15 protein-coding genes are annotated in these 16,464 nt (G+C 63.8%); 7 read left to right on the top strand and 8 right to left on the bottom strand.

From position 1 onward, the window contains the following. The first annotated feature begins 4 nt into the window (after window positions 1-4). Both QCE64_RS16870 and QCE64_RS16865 read left to right on the top strand, forming a co-directional pair. The gene (locus QCE64_RS16870) at window positions 5-385 is read left to right on the top strand and encodes a hypothetical protein (RefSeq protein ID WP_309932221.1); all 381 of its coding nucleotides are present in this window, start codon (window positions 5-7) and stop codon (window positions 383-385) included. After that, complete coding sequence (locus QCE64_RS16865; protein WP_310004944.1) at window positions 385-2,106, top strand: M48 family metalloprotease; 1,722 nt, start codon at window positions 385-387, stop codon at window positions 2,104-2,106. The genes QCE64_RS16870 and QCE64_RS16865 overlap by 1 nt, the downstream gene beginning before the upstream one ends. Window positions 2,107-2,137: 31 nt before the next feature. Here QCE64_RS16865 and QCE64_RS16860 read toward each other — a convergent pair whose 3' ends face one another. From QCE64_RS16860 to QCE64_RS16845, 4 genes are read right to left on the bottom strand one after another with little or no spacing between them, the layout of a single operon-like run. Continuing rightward, window positions 2,138-3,067: an ornithine cyclodeaminase gene (locus tag QCE64_RS16860; protein ID WP_310004941.1), complete on the bottom strand. Its 930-nt coding sequence runs from the start codon at window positions 3,065-3,067 to the stop codon at window positions 2,138-2,140. A 2-nt stretch (window positions 3,068-3,069) separates the two neighbouring features. Next, window positions 3,070-4,137: a proline racemase family protein gene (locus QCE64_RS16855; protein WP_309921459.1), complete on the bottom strand. Its 1,068-nt coding sequence runs from the start codon at window positions 4,135-4,137 to the stop codon at window positions 3,070-3,072. Window positions 4,138-4,187: 50 nt separating this feature from the next. After that, complete coding sequence (locus QCE64_RS16850) at window positions 4,188-5,228, bottom strand: LysR substrate-binding domain-containing protein (RefSeq protein ID WP_310004939.1); 1,041 nt, start codon at window positions 5,226-5,228, stop codon at window positions 4,188-4,190. A 14-nt stretch (window positions 5,229-5,242) separates the two neighbouring features. Beyond that, window positions 5,243-7,279, bottom strand: coding sequence for an NADH:flavin oxidoreductase (locus QCE64_RS16845; RefSeq protein WP_310004937.1), 2,037 nt, complete (start codon window positions 7,277-7,279; stop codon window positions 5,243-5,245). Between the two features lie 140 nt (window positions 7,280-7,419). On the opposite strand from QCE64_RS16845, the gene QCE64_RS16840 reads away from it, so the two are divergent. The 3 genes from QCE64_RS16840 to QCE64_RS16830 all read left to right on the top strand — a co-directional run bounded on the left by QCE64_RS16840 (window position 7,420) and on the right by QCE64_RS16830 (window position 10,031). After that, entirely contained in the window at window positions 7,420-8,040 is a 621-nt protein-coding gene (locus tag QCE64_RS16840; protein WP_309814004.1) for a TetR/AcrR family transcriptional regulator, read from the top strand. 196 nt (window positions 8,041-8,236) lie between these two features. Further along, complete coding sequence (locus QCE64_RS16835; RefSeq protein WP_309921450.1) at window positions 8,237-9,112, top strand: glycine betaine ABC transporter substrate-binding protein; 876 nt, start codon at window positions 8,237-8,239, stop codon at window positions 9,110-9,112. A gap of 22 nt (window positions 9,113-9,134) precedes the next feature. Further along, a complete protein-coding gene (locus QCE64_RS16830) occupies window positions 9,135-10,031 on the top strand; it encodes a DMT family transporter (RefSeq protein WP_310004935.1) in 897 nt (298 codons plus the stop codon). On the opposite strand, the gene QCE64_RS16825 is transcribed toward QCE64_RS16830, so the two are convergent. The 3 genes from QCE64_RS16825 to QCE64_RS16815 all read right to left on the bottom strand — a co-directional run bounded on the left by QCE64_RS16825 (window position 10,013) and on the right by QCE64_RS16815 (window position 13,418). Then, window positions 10,013-11,242 carry an alpha-hydroxy acid oxidase gene (locus QCE64_RS16825; protein ID WP_310004933.1) on the bottom strand — a complete coding sequence of 410 codons (1,230 nt, stop codon included), beginning with the start codon at window positions 11,240-11,242 and terminating at the stop codon, window positions 10,013-10,015. The two genes, QCE64_RS16830 and QCE64_RS16825, sit on opposite strands and share 19 nt — an antisense overlap. Before the next feature lie 94 nt (window positions 11,243-11,336). Beyond that, window positions 11,337-12,701 carry an MFS transporter gene (locus QCE64_RS16820; RefSeq protein ID WP_310004930.1) on the bottom strand — a complete coding sequence of 455 codons (1,365 nt, stop codon included), beginning with the start codon at window positions 12,699-12,701 and terminating at the stop codon, window positions 11,337-11,339. A 66-nt stretch (window positions 12,702-12,767) separates the two neighbouring features. Then, window positions 12,768-13,418, bottom strand: coding sequence for a 4-carboxy-4-hydroxy-2-oxoadipate aldolase/oxaloacetate decarboxylase (locus QCE64_RS16815; protein WP_310004928.1), 651 nt, complete (start codon window positions 13,416-13,418; stop codon window positions 12,768-12,770). A 99-nt stretch (window positions 13,419-13,517) separates the two neighbouring features. Between QCE64_RS16815 and QCE64_RS16810 the strand changes: the two genes are divergently transcribed. Continuing rightward, a complete protein-coding gene (locus tag QCE64_RS16810; RefSeq protein ID WP_309921436.1) occupies window positions 13,518-14,414 on the top strand; it encodes a LysR family transcriptional regulator in 897 nt (298 codons plus the stop codon). Window positions 14,415-14,520: 106 nt separating this feature from the next. Beyond that, window positions 14,521-15,648: an aminotransferase class V-fold PLP-dependent enzyme gene (locus tag QCE64_RS16805; protein WP_310004926.1), complete on the top strand. Its 1,128-nt coding sequence runs from the start codon at window positions 14,521-14,523 to the stop codon at window positions 15,646-15,648. A 40-nt stretch (window positions 15,649-15,688) separates the two neighbouring features. Here QCE64_RS16805 and QCE64_RS16800 read toward each other — a convergent pair whose 3' ends face one another. Next, window positions 15,689-16,405 (bottom strand): GntR family transcriptional regulator, encoded by a 717-nt coding sequence (locus QCE64_RS16800; protein WP_309921431.1) that lies wholly within the window; start codon window positions 16,403-16,405, stop codon window positions 15,689-15,691. Between the last annotated feature and the right edge of the window lie 59 nt (window positions 16,406-16,464).

Here is a 16,464-nt window from a genome sequence, read left to right as displayed (position 1 = left end):
TTTCATGAACACACGTGCTTCCGGAACAAGACGCGCCGTGCTGGCCTGCAGCACCTTACTCACGATGGCCACACTGATGCCGCTCCCCTCCTCCGCCGCCGATTCGGGTGCCATCGTCGAGCCGATGAAAGCCGGCGCGCCAGTCAAGCTCTACGAAACGCCGGAATCGAAGGACAGCACCGTCACCGCACCGCCCGACAGCTTGCCGCTGCGGGTGGAGGGCAGCGAGAGCAACGGCTTCTATCCGGTGAACGTGCGTGGCAAGCGCTACTGGGTCGACGGCATGGAGGTCAAGATGAAACGCACCAATCATGCGCAATGCAATGCTGGCGCATCGGTCCATGCAGCCGGGCAGCTCGGCGCCGCCACCAACCGGTGCGAATGATGAGCGCCCCGAAGATGAGCGCGCTGAACCGGCGCGGTTTCTGCCTTGCTTGTTCCAGCCTGCTGCTGGGCGCGTGCGCGGACGCGAAGCTGCCGATCGATCTCGGCAATCTCACCGGGACCAATCGGAATGCGGGCGGCATGGATAGCGTCGGCGTGCTGCCCCCGCCGCCGCAGCGCGACTGGCCCGACCCGAAGGTGGAACTCAATCGGGCGCGCGCAGACGGCTATGGTCTCGTGCCCATGCCCGACATGGAAAGCTATCTCAACGGCCTGCTCGCCACCATCAGGAAAACCGCCGGTACGCCGGGCTATCCGGGGTCCGTGCACATCATCGCGGACACGGCGCTGAACGCCAATTCGGACGCGGCGGGGCACATCTTCGTCTCGGTCGGATGGTTGCAGTCCGCCGAAACCGAGGACGAGATCTTTGCGATCCTCTCGCACGAGTTCGGGCATATCTATCTGAACCATCACGCGATCTTCGACGTGCGCAGCGCAGGCCAGCGTTCCGTCGAGGTCGTCTCGCTCGCCTGGTCCGTCGCCAACAAGCCGCCGGCAGCCAACACGTGGACCGGCATCGACAACGTCGGCGTGATCGATACGCTGGGTACGCGCGTGATGTTTCCCGCGTGGCAGCGCAGCGTCGAGGAGCAGGCAGACCGCTTCGGCGCGACCATCAGCCTGCGCTGCAATTACTCGTATATCGACGGTTTCAAGGCGTTCTTCGAGCGCGTGATCACCTACGACCAGCAAGCGAAGGAGCGGCGCCAGAAGCTGCGGGACCAGCAAGCGCAGGTGGCGCGCGCCAAAGCGAGCAAGGAAGCCGCAGCCACAGCCCACGCCCAGCCGCTCGTGCCGGTGTCGGTCGCCGGCTCGAATGCGGCGCGGTTGAATCAGCTGGGCAGCCTGTCGGCCCTGAGTGAAGCCGTCTCGTCCTATACCTCGATGCGCACGGACGCAGAAGTTGGCCTCACCCAAAACGTGTTCGATCTGCAGCAGATGATCGAGAATCAGATCGACGAACAGATGGACAGCCTTCACGACGATCATGGCGATCCCGCCGCGCGCGAGGAAAGCCTGACGAAGCTGGTCCGAGCCGCGATGAGCGGCAAGCGTCCAGAACCGCGCAAGGAGCCATGGGAGGCGGCGCGCAAGCGCGGCACGACGCCGACGATCCTCGCCCACTATGCGGCGACGACCGAGGTCGTGAACCTCCAGGCAGCGGGCCAGTATGGTCAGGCGCTGGATCAGGCGCAGCGTGCGGCATCGGGCGTCACGTCGAACGACGCCTATCCTCTGTACCTGTTGACGAACCTGATGGCGCTTTCGCACAGCGGTTCGGCCGATGCGCAGACGCAGGCACTGCGGCGCAACCAGAATTCGCGCGACCCGTCGTGGTTGATCCAGGCGAGCCTGGCGCAACACGTGACGGCGAAGGATCCGCGCGCCGGCGAGTCCTTCCTGCTGCAGCAATTCGATCACTTCGACAGGGCGCCGCCCGCGTGGCCTTCCGTCATTACGTGGTATCGCGAGCACGGCAACATCCAGCATGCGAACGAGCTGGCGCAGACATGCAGCCTGAAGCATCCCGAGATGAAGGCGGCCTGTCTCGCCGCTGCGAAGACGCCGACTCAGCAGGCCAAGGCCGAAGGCGGCAACGAACTCGACAAGGCGCGCAACAAGGTCGTCGACTGGGCGAAGAGCATCCTGCCGAAATGAGAATGGGCAACCCCGCCCTTGACCATGCTTATCACGATCTCGATCGCTCCACGACATACTGACTGACGAGCAGATCGAGATACGCGCCGCCAGCGTTTTTATAGACCGTGCGGTCGGCTGCTTCGCGATGAAAAGCCGTGTCCTGGCATAGCTCGAACAGGTCGGCCTCGATCTGCTGCGCCTGAATGACCTGCGCCTGCATCGGAATCAGGATGTCACCTGAAACGCTCGCATTCTCGCGATCGTCGACGAAGATGCGTGCGCCTCTGAGTGCGTCGCAATCGGCCTCCTGCATGTCCGGGCGATAGCCGCCCACCAGATCCACGTGCGTGCCCGGACGAACCCGCTCTCCCCGAATCACGGGTGTGGCTGCGCCGGTGGCCGCCGTCACGATATCGGCGCGGGCGACGGCTGCATCCAGATCCTCGACCACGCGCACGCGGACGTCTCTACTCTCAAGTATCGCGCGCATCTCATCCAGCTTCGACAACGTGCGATTCCACAGCAGCACCTCGCGCAGCGACGGCCGAATGTGCAGATAAACCTCCGCCAACGCCAGCGCAACCGGCCCCGCGCCCAGCACGAGCAGCACCTCGCTGTCTTCCCGGCTCAGCTTCGTGGCGGCCAGCGCGGAATCGGCGGCGGTCTTCCAGCGCGTGATCTCCGGACCGTCCAGCATCGCGACGAGGCTTCTGCTGTGCTCGTCCACCACCAGAAAGGCGGACTGCTCGGTCGGCCGCGCTGGACTCGCGAACTGATTGCCCGGACAGAGCGACGCAACCTTGAACCCGGCGCCCTTGCCCGGCAGAATCACGCCCCGGCTGAACAGGCCAAACCCGGCATCGCCGACGAAATAGCTGCCCCCGATCGGCCGCGCACCCGCATGTCCCGCGCGCAATGCGTCGAGCACGCCCGTCCAGTCCAGCACCGACCTGATCTGCTGCGCCGTCACGATCTGCATCTTCAATGCTCCTGTTGGTGCGGCCAGATATCGCCGACGATATAGCCCTCGGGGAATGGATCGTCGTGATCCAGCACGATGGTGTTGATGCCATGAATCCAGCTGGTCCCTGACAGCGTGGGAATGACCGCATCGTTCCCGCCGATGCGCGCCTGCTCGACCAGCCGTCCCGTGAACACGGTGCCCAGGATGCCCTGATGCCGGAAGTCCTGGTGCAACGGCAACTCGCCCTTCGCGTGCAGCACGGCCATCTTCGCGCACGTGCCGGTGCCGCAGGGACAACGGTCGATCGCGCCGGTCCAGGTCGAGGGATCGTCCCAGGAGAGCGGACCCGTCGGCATGGTGACGGCGTTCTTCCAGTCCGCGCGTGGATCATCCGACGGACCCGAAAGCTGCGAGATGGTGATGCCCACGCCCGGATAGTCGGGATGTGCGACCGGCAATTGCTCGATGGCCGCCTGCCGGATCAACGCCGACACCCGCGTGATCTCCTTGCCATGTTCCGGCTTGAGTTCGAGCCCCGCGAATTGCCGCACATCGGCGATGACATAGAACATGCCGCCCCAGCCGACATCCACGCGCACCTTGCCCAGATGCGGCACGTCGATGACGGCATCCAGATGCGCGGCGAACGCCGGCACGTTCCTGAACGTCACCCGCCTGACCTTGCCGTGCTCGCATTCGGCGACGACCCGGATGAGTCCCGCGGGCGCTTCCAGCGTGAGTTCGGTGACCGGCTCGCGCATCGGCAGCATGCCCATCTCCAGCAGCACCGTAACAACGGAGATGGTGTTGCCGCCCGACATCATCGGATACTCGACCTGTTCGAGGATGATGAAGCCCGCGTCCGCCTCCGGATGACACGGCGGCACGACGATATTGCAGCAATGCGCCGGATAGCCGCGCGGCTCGCGCAGCAGCAGCTTGCGCAAGCCATCGTCGTTCGCGGCCAGCCAGTGCATCTTGGCCCGGACGGTGTCGCCGGGAATGTGTGGAAGTCCGCCTGTGACGACGCGCATCGGTATGCCCGAATGCGTCTCCACCGCGTGCAGGGTTCGCTTGAAGCCCATCGATGTTGTCCTCGTTCAGGCCACACGGGAGATGCGGCGCATGAGGCAATCTATGCGAGTTCGCGGCTCAACCCAAACGACGTTTTCTCCGGCCTTGCTTCAACTTTGGTTGAAGCGGCATCCTTCGCATTTGCCAGGAGCGCAAGTTGCGGCCTGAGCCACTCGCAGAACTTTCTGCATACGGCGGCATCGGTCTTGTCGCGGCGCATGGAAAGATAATGGCCGCGATTCTTCATCACCGTCTTGTGCGGCAGCGGACGCACGAGGTCGCCGCTCGCGACCAGATGTCCGACAAGGTGATGCCAGCCGAGCACGATGCCCTGATGCGCCAGCGCCATCTGCACCAGCGCAGGGTAATCGTTGCTGGTGAAAAGCTGGCGCGGAATGTCGGCGCGCCAGACCGTATCGACGTCGTGCAGCGCCAGCCAGACCTTCCAGTCGATATGCTCGGAAATCTGCGACCGGCCATAAGCGCTGATGTCCAGCAGCGCCATGCCCAGCAGCGCTTCCGGCGTATCGATCGGGCCATGGCGCTGCAAGTACTGCGGCGTGCAGACGGGATACACCTCGTCGTCGAACAGGTGCTCGGTATCGTAGCCGTCGCGCATGCTCGCCAGCTTCGCGATGTAGACGTCCGGCTGCACGCCCGCTTCCATCGCGATGAAGTTCTGCGTGGCCAGCACCGTGAGTTCGATATCCGGATGCGCGTGGATGAACTCCGGCAGCCGCCGATGCAGCCACAGCGCGGAAAACGCCGGCGAACAGCACACGATGAGCGTCTGCCGCGCGGAGATCTTCCTGCGCAGGCGCTCGGCAGCCTGATGAATGTTGATGAGGGAAAGCTGGGCGGCATCCTTGAACATCTCGCCATCGGACGTGAGCGTGACGGCCCTGCCCGTTCGCACGAAGAGCGTGGTGCCCAGGTAGTCTTCCAGTTCCCTCACCTGCTTGCTGATGGCCGCGGGCGTCACGCACAGCACATCCGCCGCCGCCGTGAAGCTCCTGCATTTCGCGGCCGCAAGAAAGGCCTTGATGGCTCTCAGCGAGAGCGCACCGGACAGGCTGTCGCTGACATCGAACCTCGCCGTCATCGCCGTGGGCCCATTCAGATGTCCTTCATCAGCCGAAGCGCGTCGTAGATCGCCGCATGCGTGTTACGCGCGGAGACTGCATCGCCAATGCGGAAAAGCTGGAAGCGTCCGTCAGGGTTGCGCTCGACAACCTGCGCCTTGCCGTCGATCAGATCCTCGTAATCGACCGCGCCGAGATTGCGCGACAGCGGCTTCAGCTCGAAGTACAGCTCGTCCATTGGAATGGTGCCGTGATTGACGACGATCTGGTCATGACGCTGTTCCTTCGTCACGCCGCCGTAATCGCTGCCGATGGTCGCCACCAGTTCCTTGCCTTCCCGGCGCACGGCCTCCAGCCGGAAGGTCACGGTGAAGGTCGTGGCAAGCTTCTGCAGCGCGCGCATGTATGGCACCAGGTTCATGCTCATCACTTCAGGCGAGAAGGTGCGGTCGGGCGTCATCACCTCGACCTTGCCGCCCGCCTGCGCAATGGTTTCCGCTGCCTGGAGCGCGGCATGATCGCCGGCATCGTCGAAGACGAGGACATTGGCGCCCGGCTTCACGTCGCCCGAAATGATGTCCCACGACGACACGACATGCTCGTTGCCCGCGCTGCACACGTCGGTATGCGGCATGCCGCCCGTCGCGACGATCACCACATCCGGGCTGTACGACAGCACCGTTTCCGTATCCGCCCACGTATTGAATGCAAAACGCACGCCGAGCTTCTCGCACTGCGCCATGCGCCAGTCGACGATGCCCATCATCTCCTTGCGGCGTGGGTTCTGGGCAGTCAGGCGAATCTGTCCGCCCGGATCGTTCATGGCTTCGAGCACGGTCACATCGTGTCCACGCTCGCCCGCCACGCGCGCCGCTTCGAGTCCCGCCGGCCCCGCGCCCACGACCACGATCTTGCGCTTCGTCTGCGCCGGCGCAATCCGGTGCGGCATCTCCAGCTCGCGTCCGGTCGCGGCATTATGAATGCATAACGCCATGCCGCCCTGATAGATGCGATCCAGACAGTAATTCGCCCCGACGCAAGGCCGGATATCGTCTTCCCGCTTCTCGATGATCTTGCGCACAATATGCGGATCCGTCATGTGCGCACGCGTCATGCCGACCATGTCGATCCTGCCCGACTCGATGGCAAAGCGCGCCGTCGCCACGTCCTGGATGCGCGCGCCGTGAAACGTGGGAAAGTCCGTCGCCTGGCGGATGTCGCCCGCGAAGTCCAGTTGCGGCGCGCTGCGCATGCCCATGATCGGGATGACATCGGTGAGGCCGGCATCGGTATCGATATGACCGCGCACGATGTTGAGAAAATCGACCAGCCCGCTGTTCTTCAGCCGTTTCGAAATCTCGATGCCCTCTTCCTTCGTGATGCCACCCGCCATCATTTCGTCGGCGGTATAACGAATGCCAAGCAGAAAACGTTCGCCGACGCGTTCACGCATCGCGCGCATCACGTCGAAGGTGAAGCGCAGGCGATGATCGAGCGACCCGCCATACGGACCTTCCAGCGTGTTCGTCAGCGGCGACCAGAACTGGTCCATCAGATGCCCGTACGACTCGATCTCCAGGCCATCGAGACCGGCCGCTTTCATGCGTTCGGCGGCATCGGCGAAATCCTTCACGATGCGCTCGATATCCCACTCTTCCAGCTTCTTCGGAAACGCGCGATGCGAAGGCTCACGCTGATGCGACGGCGACACCGCCGGCAGCCAGTCGCCCTTGTCCCAGCGCGTGCGCCGGCCCAGATGCGTGAGCTGGATCATCACCTTCGCGCCGTGCTCGTGGCATTCGTCGACGAGATCCTTCATCCACGGCACCACTTCATCCCGGTACGCGAGGATGTTGTTGAACACCGGCGGACTGTCCTTCGACACCGCCGCGGAACCGGCCGTCATCGTCAGCGCGATGCCCGCCCGGGCCCGCTCGACGTGATACGCGCGATACCGCTCCTTCGGCATGCCGTCCTCGGCATACGCGGGTTCGTGCGACGTCGTCATGATGCGATTGCGAAACGTGAGATGTTTGAGCGTGTACGGCTGGAGCAGCGGGTCCGTGGACATGAGCGCCTCATGGGGACGATTGGGGGAATCGAAAGACGTGTCGTGCGCTCAGATTAGGTCGCATGTACACAGGTGTCAAGTGAAACGACAGTGGTGTACATTACGTGTATCGCACGCAAGCAAGAAAGAAAGGGAATGCCATGGATCAGACCGTCGATACCGTGCGCGGCTCGGCCGACATGTGGCTAGATTGCGCCTACGAAAGCCTGCTGGAAGGCGGGGTGGAAGCGGTGCGCATCCTGCCGCTGGCCAAGAAGCTGAATCTCGCGCGCACGAGCTTCTACTGGTTCTTCCGCGACCGCGACGAATTGCTGAACGCGCTGGTCGCGCGCTGGGAAGAAAAGAACACGGGCAACTGGGTCACGCGCAACGAGGCCTATGCGGACAGCATCTGCGAGGCGATGCTGAATATCTTCGACTGCTGGTTCGACGACTCCTTGTTCGACACCCGCTTCGAAGCGGCCATCCGCAACTGGGCGCAGCAGTCGCCCGAGATCACGCGCCTCATTCAGAAAGACGATGCACTGCGCATTGATGTCCTGACCGCGACCTTCGTGCGCTTCGGCTACGACGCCGATGTCGCCGACGTGCGCGCCCGCACCACCTATCTCACGCAAGTGGGCTATGCCGCGATGCGGGCGGAGGAATCGTTCGAGACGCGCATGAAACGCATCCCCGCCTTCGTCGAAGTATTCACCGGCGTCCGTCCGCAAGAACACGAGATGCAGCGCTTCTATGCGCGCAGAAACTTCGAGGGCTGAAGCTTCATCCGGCGCGTTTCGCATAACCTGAAGTAATGGCGTCACAACTTCAAATCACGTTGACAGCCCTTTAATGCACTCGAATACTCAAGCCCCATCGCGTTGGCAAGCGCTTTCAAAGCACTAATCAGGGTATTCCATCAATCAGCAGATCGATCCAGTTTCTTCGTCGCGGCAAGAACTCCGGGAGCTTCACATGAAGAAGTCCACGCTCGTACGTTTCGTTCTCCAGGCTGGCATCGCGGTATCCACCGCCGCGTTCGCAATGACGGCCAGCGCCGCCGATCCGCTCAAGATCTCACTGGCCAACTGGGCCGACACCCAGGCGGTGACCTATACCGCCAAGTACGTGCTCGAAACCAAGCTGAATCAGCCGGTGACGTTGATCGTCGCCGATCTGGGCATCCAGTTCCAGGGCGTGGCGCGCGGCGACGTCGACCTGATGCTGGGCGCGTGGCTCCCCGTGACGCACGCGGCCTATTACGCGCGCTTCAAGGACGAGATGGACGATCTCGGCGTGATCTACACGGGTGCGAAGATTGGCTGGGCCGTGCCCGACTATGTGCCCGAGAGCGAAGTGGCCTCCATCGCCGACCTGAACAAGCCGGAAGTCAAGACCAAGCTCAACAGCACGATCCAGGGCATCGAACCGGGTGCGGGCGAGATGGTGGCGTCGGAGAAGGCGCTCAAGGAATACGATCTCGCGGGCTATAACCTGATCCGCGCAAGCGAGGCCGGCATGCTCACGGCCATCTCGCGTGCGTATCCGGCGAAGAACTGGATCGTCGCGACGGTGTGGAGCCCGCACTGGTTATGGCAGAAGTACAAGATGCGTTATCTGAAGGATCCCAAGGGCGTGCTGGGCGGCGATGAGCAGATTCGCGGCTTCGGTTCGAAACAGTTCGCGACGAAGTTTCCGCGCGCCAATACCTTCATCAAGCATTACAAGCTGACGCTCGCCGAGGTCGAGCAGATCGAACTCGACGGCAATGCCTCGAACGACTGGAATGCCGCCGCGAAGAAGTTCGTCGACGCGCATCCGGAGAAGCTCAAGGAATGGCTCCAGCAATGACGGCTTCAGTGAAGCAGCCATCATGAGAATGGCGCGGATTGCGTTGGTTTTGCTGGGTCTGTTCTGGGGTTCCAACTTCATCTATATGAAGTGGGCCGCGTCATCCATCACGCCGATGCAGATTGCCTTCGTGCGCGTGCTGTTCGGCTTTCTGCCGCTGGCGTTCGTCGCGTGGCGCACGAAGGTCATCGAGCGGCGTCAGTTGCGTCATCTGCATCACTACAGCGTGATGGGCGTGCTCGCCACGGCGTTCTACTATGTCGCGATCACGCGGGGTACGGCGCTACTTCCCTCCGGCATGGCCGCCGTGCTCGGGAATGCCGCCACGCTGTTCACCGCGATCTTCTCCGCGCTGTTCCTGAGAAGCGAGAAGCTCAACAGCACGATGACCTTCGGCGTGCTGCTGGGCTTCCTCGGCATTACGCTGATCGCGCGGCCTTGGGAAGGCGCCGGTGGAACCATCGACTTGACAGGCGTGCTGTGGCTTCTGACGAGCTCGACGGTGCTAGGGCTCTCCTACGTCTATGTGCGCGTCTTCCTGACGCCGCTGGGCTTGCCGCCGCTCGCACTCGCGACCTGGCAGATGGGCATCGCCGTGCTCGTGCTCGCGGCCGTCACGGACTTCAACGGCATCAGCCACTTGCTCAACGATCCGTTTGCCGCCGTGGCGCTTGCGACAGGAGGCGGCGTGCTGGGGACCGGTGTGTCGTTCTTCCTGTACTACTACCTGCTGGAGCGCTTCGGCGCCGTTGCTTCGTCCGCCGCAACCTATCTCGCGCCGGCGGTTGCGCTGGTGATCGGCTGGGCGGTAGGTGAACGCTTCGGCTGGCTGGAGTTGACGGCGTTCGTGCTCGTCATCCTCAGCGTGGTGACCCTCCATCTCGGCCGACAACGAACCGTTCAGCGCGCTACCGCCTGATCAGTCGGATGCCGCCCGGGCACGGACACGGGCACCGTGAACGACTTCTGCATCAGGAACGAGGCATCCAGCTGATCGAGCGACGTGATGCCGAGCATGCCCATGTCGCGCGACACTTCATCGGCGAGCAAGCGGATGCCATGCTGCACGCCCGCCTCGCCCGCAATCGCCGACGCATACGCGAAGGGCCGCCCCACGAACGCCAGCTTCGCGCCGAGCGCGAGGCACTTCAGCACATCGGTGCCGCGCCGCACGCCGCTGTCGATCATCACCGGCACGTCCCGGCACACGTCCACGATGCCGGGCAGCACGCGCAACGGCGCCACGCTGCCGTCGAGTTGCCGTCCGCCATGATTGGACACGATGATGCCGTCCGCGCCGGTCTGGCAGGCCCTCGCGGCATCATGCCGGTTGAGGATGCCCTTGACCACCAGCGGCCCCTTCCACATCTGCCGGATCATCGCGAGGTGATCCCACGTGAAGTGGCCGCGATCGGAGAAGTCGCGCAACACGCTCGGCGAAAGAATGGGCGCGCCGCGCGTGGCGTAGTTGTTCTCGAAGTGCGGCATGCCGTGCTTCAGCACTGTCTTGAGGAAGGTGCCCAGCAGCCAAGCAGGATGCGTCACGCCGTCCCACGCGAGACGCACTGTCGGCCGCAAGGGCGTCGAGAAACCGGTGCGGATGTTGTTCTCGCGATTGGCCGCGACCGGCGTATCCACCGTGATGACGAGCGTCCCGAAGCCCGCCGCGCGCACACGGTCGATCAGTTGCGTGATCTGCGCGGTCTGTCCCGGCAGATAGGCCTGGAACCAGGTTCCTTGCGCCACGCTTGCGACGTCTTCCAGACGGATCAGCGACGAACCGCTCATGATCATCGGCACGTTGGCCTGCTGCGCCGCGCGCGCGAGCACGATATCGCCCCGGTACGCGGACAGCGCGGCCAGGCCGAACGGCGCAAGGCCGAATGGCGATGCATAGCGGACGCCGAAGAGTTCGACCTGCGATGAGCGCTTCGATACATCGACGAGCACGTTCGGCACGAAGTCATAGTCCTGAAAGCTCAGGCGGTTCTGTGCGAGCGATGCGTTGGTCTCCGCCGCCCCGGCGATATAGCCGAACACCGGCCGCGGCAGGAAGCGCTGGGCGGCGGGCTCGAAGTCATCGAGGCTGAGGATGGGCTTGAGTCTTCGGGATGGTTTGTGTGCTTGCATGCCGTGAGCGGTCAACACGATGATGATTGCCGATGTCCGGCACATGTTAGGCGCGGCATCGCAATCAGTCCAATCAATGGGTGATGCCTTTCTTTCATCGAGATTGACGCACAGGCTCGACCTCGAGCGGTTCCGAGATCGTCAGCAGGATGATGAAGGTCAGCGCCGAAATGGCCGACATGAAGCCGAACACGTAGTTCCAGCCGAAGTGATCGAGCAGCAGCCCTGCGATGAACGGCGTCGCCGCGCCGCCGAGTTGTCCGCCCATGTTGACGATGGCGTTCGCCAGCGGAAACTTCTCCCGCGATACGAACGAAGTCGGATACACCATGTACGCCGAAAAGCCGATGCTCAGCGTCACGCCCGTCATGAAGATCAGGAAGCCGTACACGACGGGCGATGCCGGCGACTTGATGAGCGCAACCATCATGACGGCGGTCGCGATGGCGGAGAACATCATGCCGGGCTTGCGCCGCTTGCCGAGCGCGCGGTCCGAGAGCAGCCCGCCCGCGATGTTGCCGAACACCGCGCCCACCCACGGCGCGGCGGCCACGAAGCCCATCCCCGCGACGCTGAAGTGTTTCACGTTGAGCAGATAGGTGGGGATCCACGCGAGCAGCACGCTCGAAATGCCGAGCTGGCAGCAGTAGCCCAACGCACAGCCATAGATGTTCCATGAGGTGGCCACGGCGCGGCTCGTCTCCAGCGGCTTCTCGCTGCGCACGCGTGTCAGGCGGTCGAGCAAGGGCATCGCGCGGGTGCGTTCGATCTGCGTCGCGGAAGGCGTGCCGGGACTGGCCGTATCGATCAAATCGCGCTCGGCCTGATTGACCGCGCGGCTGTCGGACGGACGGTCGGCCACCATCAGCCACCACACCAGCGAGAACAGCACGCCCGGCACCGCGAACACGATGAAGATCGCCTGCCAGCCCCACAGCGAAATGACCGCCGCGCCGATGATCGGCGTGATCACCGGACCGAACTTCACCGCCGAAAGAAACAGGCCGGATGCCGTGCCCTTCTCCTTCGCCGGGAACCAGCGATTGATGGTCGCGGCAATGCCCAGCGGCAACGGGCCTTCCGCGAAGCCGAGCGCGAACCGGCACATCTTGAGCGCGAACAGCGAGCCCACGACGCCGGTGAGCGCGGTGGCTACTGATGTAAGGATCATCGAGATGGGCAGCGTGCGGCGCACGCCGAAACGCGACACGATCCACGCCGAAGGCAACTGCGCGCACGCATAGGCGATGAGGAACACGCTGACGAGCGCGCCGGCTTCCGCGTTGCTCATCGCGAACTCGCGCCGCAGGAACGGCAAGGCGATGCCGAGGTTCGCGCGATCGGCGGCGGCTACCGTGTAGATCAGGAAGAACAGCGTGGCGACGACCCAGCGATAGCGTGTCGGACGCGCCGTGGCGGCGACGGTGTTCATCGCGGGCATTCCGGTTGATTCTTTCATGTTGTCTCGCTCCATCCTGGCGGCTTTTATGCGGTTCTTGTCGGGTTCTTTCTCAAACAGGCGCGATCATTGAAGGCCGAGCCGCTCCAGCGTGTCCTGCAATCCCAGCAGTTCGACGGTGCTCGCGCCCTCGCGGATCCGTTGCCGGAACACGCTCTCCTTTTCCTCGCGCGCACGGCTGACCTGCACCACGCGTTCGACGTCATGCTTCGGCACGATGACCACGCCATCGATGTCGCCCACGACGATATCGCCCGGCTGGATCGCTACATCGCCGATGCACACCGGCACGTTCACGCGGCCCGGCTGGTTCTTGCCCGTGCCCTTGATGCTCAAGCCACGGCTGAACACCGGAAATCCCATGTCGATGATGCTGCGCGCATCGCGCACCGCGCCATGGATCACGAGTCCCGCGAGGCCCTTGTGCAGCGCGAGTTCGGTGAACACGTCGCCCCATGGGCCGGCTTCGAGAAAGCCCTTGGCGTCGACGACGAGCACGTCGCCGGGTTTCACCTTCAGCATCGCGTAGTGCAGCATCAGGTTGTCGCCGGGACGGGTATCGACGGTCACTGTCGGGCCGGCCATGCACATCGACGGATGAATGGGCTTGATGCCGCTGTCGAGCGCGCCATGCGCGCCCTGGGCTTCGTAGACGGTAGCGCTGCCGAGTGCGCGCAGCGCCGCGATGAGATCGGCGGATGTCTCTTGACTGCTCATGTCGCTTGATTGGAAGTTCGGAAGTTTGATCGCAGCGACAGTTTTAGATAAAGTTTCTCCGCTATCAAACATCGATTTCTGAGCTTAGGCTCAATAAAAATGAATCTACGTCAGGTCCGGTACTTCTGCGCGGTGGTCGAAGCCGGCAGCGCGACGAGCGCGGCGGACGCGCTCCACGTCGCGCCGACGGCCATCAGCATGCAGCTTGCGCAACTCGAAGCGCATCTCGGCGGCGAACTGTTCGACCGCTCGCGCCGCCCAATGGAACTCACGTCGCTCGGCAAATACTTCTATCCGCGTGCGAAGGAATTGCTGTCCCACGCCGGCAGGCTCGACGACGAAGCGCGCGGCATTGCTTCGGGGCAGCGCGGCTGGCTGGGTATCGGTTTCGTGCGCTCGGTGTCTTATTCGGTGCTGCCGGCCGCGGTGCGGCGCTTTCGCCAGAGCTGCCCGGACGTGCATCTGGATCTGGTCGAGGCGCTGTCCGAATACCAGCCCGAACGCTTGCGTCAGGGGCGGATCGATGTCGGCATCTCGCGCTTCATCGGGCCGCTGGAACCGGGTCTGGATCTCGACTGCGCCGTGGTGCTCGACGAACCGTTCGTCGCGGCAGTGCCGGCCGGCGATCCGCTGGCGAAACAGCGCTCGGTGACGGCGGCGGAACTGTCCCGCCTGCCGTTCATCCACTATCCCAAGGATGAGCGCAGTCCGTTCGGCCAGCAGTTGCTGACCGCGCTCAAGCGCGCGGGCGGGGCTCCGCGCGTGGCCCACGAAGCCATCGAGATTCATACGGCGCTCGCACTCGTGGGCGCGGGACTGGGCGCGACACTCGTCGGCCGCTCGACCTCGAAGAACAACCGGCGCGACGTCCGCTTCATTCCCGTCGCCGATCTCGACTTGCGGACCAAGCTCGTCATGCTCACGCGCGCGGGCGAGGACAACCGGCTGGTCGAAACCTTTCGCGAGGCGCTGTCGAAGTCGAGCGGACGACGCTGAATGGCGCTGAACAACACGCGGAGCGACACGGAGCGCGCGACGCGTCATCGGGCGGCTTTCGTTAGAATCGTTCTTCACCCCTTTTCCCCAAGTGCAGGAGGCGAGCGTGCCAGCGTTACTCCCTGATGTCGACCGCGAGGGGCTCCTCGAATATTCGGTCGTCTACACCGACCGGTCGATCAACCACATGTCGCAGCTGTTCCAGGGCGTCATGCGCGATCTCTCCGCCGGTCTGAAGAAAGTCTATAACGCGCATGCCGTCGCCATCGTTCCCGGCAGCGGCACGTTTGGCATGGAAGCCGTGGCCCGGCAGTTCGCCACGAACCAGAAGTGTCTCGTCATCCGCAACGGCTGGTTCAGCTTCCGCTGGACGCAGATCTTCGACATGGGCGGCATCCCGTCCGAATCCGTGGTGCTGAAGGCGCGTCCGGTCGAAGCGGGACGTCAGGCCGCTTACGCGCCCGCGCCCATCGAAGAAGTCGTCGCGGCGATCCGCGAACACAAGCCGGATCTGGTCTTCGCGCCGCATGTGGAAACCGCCGCCGGGATCATCTTGCCCGATGACTATTTGCGCGCCGTGGCGGACGCCGTGCACGAAGTGGGCGGCATGTTCGTGCTGGACTGCATCGCCTCGGGCACGGTCTGGGTGGACATGCAGGCAAGCGGCGTCGACGTGCTTATCAGCGCGCCGCAGAAAGGCTGGAGCGCGTCGCCGTGCTGCGGGCTGGTCATGCTGAGCGCGCTGGCTCGCGAGCGTATCGACGGGACCACCAGTACGAGTTTCGCCTGCGATCTGCGCAAGTGGCTGCAGATCATGGAAGCCTACGAGAACAATGGCTTCGCGTACCACGCCACGATGCCCACCGACAGCCTCGCGATCCTGCGCGACGTCATCAAGGAAACCGAAGCCTACGGCTTCGACAAGGTGAAGGCCGAGCAGCTGGACCTGGGCCAGCGCATCCGGGCCGTGCTGGCCGACAAGGGCTTCAGGAGCGTGGCGGCGAAGGGTTTTGAAGCGCCGGGCGTCGTGGTCTGCTACACGGACGACGACGGCATCCGTTCCGGCAAGAAGTTCGCCGATGCGGGCGTGCAGATCGCGGCGGGCGTGCAGCTCCAGTGCGACGAGCCGGCGGATTTCAAGACCTTCCGCATCGGCCTGTTCGGCCTCGACAAACTGCATGATGTGGCGGGCGCCGTGGCCCGCTTCGAGAGGGCGCTGAACGAAGTCGTCTGACACACGAAAGCACGAAAGCACGAAAGCACGAAAGAGCCGGTTACTGCGCCTCGTGTTCCGCGGCGGAGGCCGGCTCCGTATCGTGCGGCGACAGTTGCTCCCACGTGCTGTGCACATGCCGGCGCAGGAACTCGCCGAGCTTCGCGCCATCGCGGGCCGTCAGCAGGCGAATGATGACCTCATGTTCGTCAATGGCGGTATGCCACGTCTCCGACGTCACGCTGCCCTGGAACCGGTAGCGGTACAACTGCCGGTTCAGGCGCTCGTGGACCTCCCTGAGCGTCGCGTTCTTCGCCGCCGCGATGATGCTCGTATGGATCGCCTGATTGAGCCGGAAGTAGTTCATCCGGTCGCGCCGCTCGTACGCCGCATGCATTTCATGATGCAGCGCGCGTATCTCGGCGATCTCCTCGCCGCTCGCCATCCGGCAGGCCGCCTCCCCGCCGAACGCCTCGATTACCCCCAGCACGTCCAGCTTCTCGGCGATTTGCGCCGCTCCAAGATCCGCCACGACCGCGCCGCGTTTCGGCAGCACGACCACTAATCCATCGCTCGCCAGCTCCTTCAGCGCCTCGCGCAGCGGCGTGCGCGATACGTCGAGCCGCTCGGCCAGCGTGCGCTCGCGCAGGCGCTCGCCGGGCTTGAGTTCGTCGGTGGCGATGAGCGTGCGCAGCCGCTGCGCGATCTGCATCGACAGCAGTTCGTCGGGCGCTTCGCCGTTCTCTAAAGCTTCGGTGTCGTCTTCGGAATCCATCATGGGGGCGATCCTTCTTGGCCGAAATGCATCGTCGGCGCTTTCGGTATGCCACTTTACCA

Source organism: Caballeronia sp. LZ043 (assembly GCF_031451075.1).
Classification (GTDB): domain Bacteria; phylum Pseudomonadota; class Gammaproteobacteria; order Burkholderiales; family Burkholderiaceae; genus Caballeronia.
This window is presented reverse-complemented; position numbering and strand designations above follow the sequence as displayed.

What these genes read in the sequence shown, in the direction of transcription:
- QCE64_RS16870 (WP_309932221.1), top strand. Translation starts at nt 5, where the DNA reads ATGAACACACGTGCTTCCGGAACAAGACGCGCCGTGCTGGCCTGCAGC.
- QCE64_RS16865 (WP_310004944.1), top strand. Translation starts at nt 385, where the DNA reads ATGAGCGCCCCGAAGATGAGCGCGCTGAACCGGCGCGGTTTCTGCCTT.
- QCE64_RS16860 (WP_310004941.1), bottom strand. Translation starts at nt 3,067, where the DNA reads ATGCAGATCGTGACGGCGCAGCAGATCAGGTCGGTGCTGGACTGGACG.
- QCE64_RS16855 (WP_309921459.1), bottom strand. Translation starts at nt 4,137, where the DNA reads ATGGGCTTCAAGCGAACCCTGCACGCGGTGGAGACGCATTCGGGCATA.
- QCE64_RS16850 (WP_310004939.1), bottom strand. Translation starts at nt 5,228, where the DNA reads ATGACGGCGAGGTTCGATGTCAGCGACAGCCTGTCCGGTGCGCTCTCG.
- QCE64_RS16845 (WP_310004937.1), bottom strand. Translation starts at nt 7,279, where the DNA reads ATGTCCACGGACCCGCTGCTCCAGCCGTACACGCTCAAACATCTCACG.
- QCE64_RS16840 (WP_309814004.1), top strand. Translation starts at nt 7,420, where the DNA reads ATGGATCAGACCGTCGATACCGTGCGCGGCTCGGCCGACATGTGGCTA.
- QCE64_RS16835 (WP_309921450.1), top strand. Translation starts at nt 8,237, where the DNA reads ATGAAGAAGTCCACGCTCGTACGTTTCGTTCTCCAGGCTGGCATCGCG.
- QCE64_RS16830 (WP_310004935.1), top strand. Translation starts at nt 9,135, where the DNA reads ATGAGAATGGCGCGGATTGCGTTGGTTTTGCTGGGTCTGTTCTGGGGT.
- QCE64_RS16825 (WP_310004933.1), bottom strand. Translation starts at nt 11,242, where the DNA reads ATGCAAGCACACAAACCATCCCGAAGACTCAAGCCCATCCTCAGCCTC.
- QCE64_RS16820 (WP_310004930.1), bottom strand. Translation starts at nt 12,701, where the DNA reads ATGAAAGAATCAACCGGAATGCCCGCGATGAACACCGTCGCCGCCACG.
- QCE64_RS16815 (WP_310004928.1), bottom strand. Translation starts at nt 13,418, where the DNA reads ATGAGCAGTCAAGAGACATCCGCCGATCTCATCGCGGCGCTGCGCGCA.
- QCE64_RS16810 (WP_309921436.1), top strand. Translation starts at nt 13,518, where the DNA reads ATGAATCTACGTCAGGTCCGGTACTTCTGCGCGGTGGTCGAAGCCGGC.
- QCE64_RS16800 (WP_309921431.1), bottom strand. Translation starts at nt 16,405, where the DNA reads ATGATGGATTCCGAAGACGACACCGAAGCTTTAGAGAACGGCGAAGCG.